The 4048-nt window shown below is 54.9% G+C and carries 3 protein-coding genes; all 3 read left to right on the top strand.

Going from position 1 to position 4048, the window contains the following annotated elements:
- A partial coding sequence (locus ACT6VE_RS34470; protein ID WP_444802620.1) for a class I SAM-dependent DNA methyltransferase occupies positions 1 to 2245 on the top strand: 2245 nt, incomplete at its 5' end.
- 653 nt (positions 2246 to 2898) lie between these two features.
- Positions 2899 to 3132: a helix-turn-helix domain-containing protein gene (locus tag ACT6VE_RS34465; protein WP_444609313.1), complete on the top strand. Its 234-nt coding sequence runs from the start codon at positions 2899 to 2901 to the stop codon at positions 3130 to 3132.
- A 296-nt stretch (positions 3133 to 3428) separates the two neighbouring features.
- A partial coding sequence (locus ACT6VE_RS34460; RefSeq protein WP_444802619.1) for a KAP family P-loop NTPase fold protein occupies positions 3429 to 4048 on the top strand: 620 nt, incomplete at its 3' end.

The raw sequence follows: 4048 nt of genomic DNA, 5'->3' as shown, positions 1-4048 counted from the left end.
CCTTGTGTTCTTCCTGTTCGCTGACGATACAGGCGTTTTTGAGCCTCGCGGGATATTTCTCGAATTTTTGGAGACCCGGACCACCGAGGATGGGGCTGACTTAGGCGGATGGTTGACAAAGCTGTTCGAGGTTCTCGACACTCCCGAGACCAATCGTAGCAAAAATCTTGACGAGGACTTGGCCCAGTTTCCTTACGTTAATGGCGACCTATTCAAAAATTCAACACGGATTCCGGATTTCAATCGCTCCATGCGGGAGGCCTTGATTGAGGTTTCTGCCTTCGACTGGTCCCCGATTTCGCCCGCCATCTTCGGATCGCTGTTTCAGTCCGTGATGGACCGAGGAGAGCGGAGACGACAGGGTGCGCATTACACAACCGAGAAGAACATCCTCAAAGTTATCGGGCCGCTCTTCCTCGACGAGCTACGGGCCGAGTTTGAACGCCTGCAAGCCTTGCGCATCGCCAAAGTTGCAAGGCTTACGGAATTTCAGGAGAAGCTAAGCAACCTGCGATTTTTCGATCCCGCTTGCGGCTGCGGCAATTTCCTCGTCATCGCCTACCGCGAGCTTCGCCTGCTCGAACTGGAGGTTCTGACAGAGATATTCGCGGGCAAGAATCAGCTCATCCTCGATGTGTCAGCTCTCTCGAAAGTGGACGTCGATCAGTTCGCGGGAATTGAGATCGGCGAGTTTGCTTCACGCATCGCGGAGACGGCAATGTGGATGATGGACCACATCATGAACTCGCGTCTCTCTTTAGCATTCGGCAAAAGCTACGTCCGCATCCCCCTCAAAAAATCGCCTATGATTCAGCATGGCGACGCTCTCAACCTGTCGTGGGAAAGCGTTCTTCCGGCAAAAAAATGCACGCATATTCTCGGAAATCCACCGTTTATCGGCCATGCGTGGCGCGATAAAGATCAGCAAGCCGGTATGCACCGCGTTTGGGGGCGCGACGGTCAGGTAAATCGACTCGATTACGTGACCTGCTGGTTCAAGCTGGCCACAGACTATGCCCAGCAAAATCGAACCATCAAAATCGCGTTCGTATCAACTAACTCAATATGTCAGGGGGAGCAGGCATCGATCTTGTGGCCGCAGCTTTTCCGGTCGGGGGCACGAATTTTCTTTGCTCACCGCACGTTCGAATGGCTAAGCGAAGCGCGAGGTAAGGCAGCGGTTCACGTAATCATCGTCGGGCTCGATTTCGACCGCGAGGGACACAGGCAGATTTACGACTACGATAATGTGAAGGGCGATCCGCACATGTCGGTGGTGCCGCAGATCAACAGCTATCTAATTTCCTGCCCTCAGATTTTCATCGCTGCACGTAGCCGCACTCCGGCCGGGATGCCGAAACTGTTTCAAGGCAGCAAGCCTGCCGACGGCGCACGGCTCAAGGGGCCGAATGGCAAATTTATCACCACTAGCAACCTCATATTGGAGGAAGAAGATCGGGCAGCGGCGCTTGCACGAGAACCCGGTATCGCCAAATGGCTGCGCCCGTATGTCGGCGGACAGGAGCTGATTTCTGGTGCGTGGCGCTGGTGCCTCTGGCTGAAAGACGCGAGTCCTGCGGAGCTGAAATCCTCGCCTGAGATCCAGGAACGCCTTGCCCGCGTCAAGAATGGGCGGCTTAAAAGTCCAACGGACAGTGTGCGAGAATTTGCGGCAACGCCGTGGGTCTTCACACAGGACAGACAACCGTCGTCCCGCTATTTAGCAGTCCCCGAGGTTTCGTCTGAAACCCGAGAATACATCCCCATCTGCGTTCTCGACGAGAATGTCATTGGTAGCAACAAGCTACTGATCCTTCCAAAACCCGAGCTGTGGATCATGGCAGTCCTAACATCCGCAATGCATATGGGCTGGATGCGCACAATCGCAGGAAGGCTTGAGAGCCGCTACAGCTACTCGCCCAATGTCTACAATTCGTTTCCGTGGCCAGTTGTCAATGATAGCGAAAAGGCAAAGCTGGATGCATCAGCGAAAGCAATCATTGCCGCACGAGAAGCGTGCGCTCCCGCTACGCTGGAGGACATGTATGATGCGGGAGGTATGCCCGTGGAACTGCGCAAGGCGCACAAGGCAAATGACCGGCTGGTCGATCGGCTATATCGAAAGGAACGTTTTTGCACGGAGCGAGAGAGGGTGGAACATCTATTCAACCTGTTTCAGACGCGAGTTGCGCCACTGGTCGCTGCTAGTACTAAACAGCAGCGAAGATCTCGCAAGCAATCCTGAGCTGAATCGGCACCTTGTCCGTAATCCCAGATCAAGTGCGGGCTTACTCCGATTGCGGCCCCCGGGGGCAACCATATCGCGTTGGGTTCGATCACTACTCCAAAGCGGTCAGTCGCCCCTATGCTCCCGAACCTGACTGATCGGCAATCATTGGGCCGCGATGCTTCGCATCGGACCCACATATTTGAGAGACACACCTCACGCACACGTGAATATCGGTTTTCTGCCACTTTTCGAGGTGCCAATCCGCTGCCTCGTGACGTCGCCTTTATGAAAAGTGGCGGTTTTCTGAGGAATCTAGAGGCAGAGCATAGCAGCCTCGTCGGACGGGATGATTGCGGACAAAAGCGGCTAACGCGGGGACAAGATTTGGCCCTTTCGCCAGCCAATGTTACCCCCCCCTTTTTCGGGGCAAGTAGCAGCCCGCCGATTGGCCAAGGCATGGCAGAGGAGCCCTGGTAGCCATGGACCAAATCTAGTCCGCCCGACGAGGCGAGGCTTGAGGGACACCGCCTCAGCGATCGTGCAAACGGCTAGCCTGGCGTAATAATGTCTTGTGGTACGCAGAGCGCTGAACGGCGATAATTCCGGGGCATGGCGGATGGCGCGCTCGCCCCATTCAGCCGCCTTGTTCTCAAGAAATTGGTGCCCCTATGCCTGGAACGCTTCTCCCGCCCAGTTCTCCATTGTCGATCGAGCCAATCAGTATGCGGGTTCCCGATGCTTGCCGGTTTACCGGCATCAGCCGTAGCACGCTGTACCTGCTCATTGCGCGAGGTGAAGTTGAGGTCGTCAAAATGGGAACGTCCACGCTTGTACTGACCGAGAGCTTGCGCCAGCTTATCGAGGGATATCGCCACAGCGGGTCAAACCCAAAACCGAGATAGAATCAACCGCCATTGGCGCATTGCGAGCAGACAATTCAATCCGCCGCCTACGCCAACTCATTTGGCAGTTTATCTACCGACCACCGATGAAGTGCTCTGGGCGTCCATTTTGCGGGCCAACAGCCCCCGCCTAGAAATGTGTTCGTAGACCGGAAAACCGGAGATCCATTCATGAAACCAAATTAGAATTACCAATCAACTTGGACGCAGTCCCGTGAGCGGAGGCGCACGAACCTAGGTAGAAAAACTTTTCGTAGCCGTTGCCAATCCAACATTCCACGCTACTCTGATGGCTTATGAATCGATCGTCACGCCCCTTGCCTATTCGAGGCGATCGTGCACTATCGAGCGGTGATGTTGATCGTCTCGGTTTTGCGGAAGTTGCCGAACGTGTGGCAGCATCGCTTGTAGATCACGCGTCTGATGCTGGGATAGTCATTGGTCTCGATGGAAAATGGGGCTCTGGCAAGTCGAGCCTGCTTCATCTAATCTCTGGGGAACTTGACAAGCTGCCAGAGGATCACCGTCCAAGCGTCATCACATTTCGGCCATGGCTGGTAGGCAATCGAGACGCATTGCTGGCGAGTTTATTCAATCAGCTCGTAGACGGTATTGCGATGGTCGAATTCAGCCGGGGAAACGCAACGGCTGATCGAAAGCGGAAATTCAAGAATGCTGCCGAGAAGGCCCGGAAATTTGCGGCATCCGTCAGCAAAGCGGGCGATTTGCTTGAGGCGGTGCCCCACCCAATTGCTAAAGTAGGCGGTGGTATCCTGAGCGGCGCGGGCAAGCTCTTTGCAAAGGGGGAAGCTACAGACCTTAGCAGTCAAAAAGCCGATCTGACCGCAACGCTCAAAGATTTGGGCCATCGTTTTATAATCACGGTTGATGACGTCGATCGGCTCGAACCCAGTGA

Origin of the sequence: Shinella sp., from assembly GCF_052438155.1 — a bacterium.
GTDB lineage: Bacteria > Pseudomonadota > Alphaproteobacteria > Rhizobiales > Rhizobiaceae > Shinella.
This window is presented reverse-complemented; position numbering and strand designations above follow the sequence as displayed.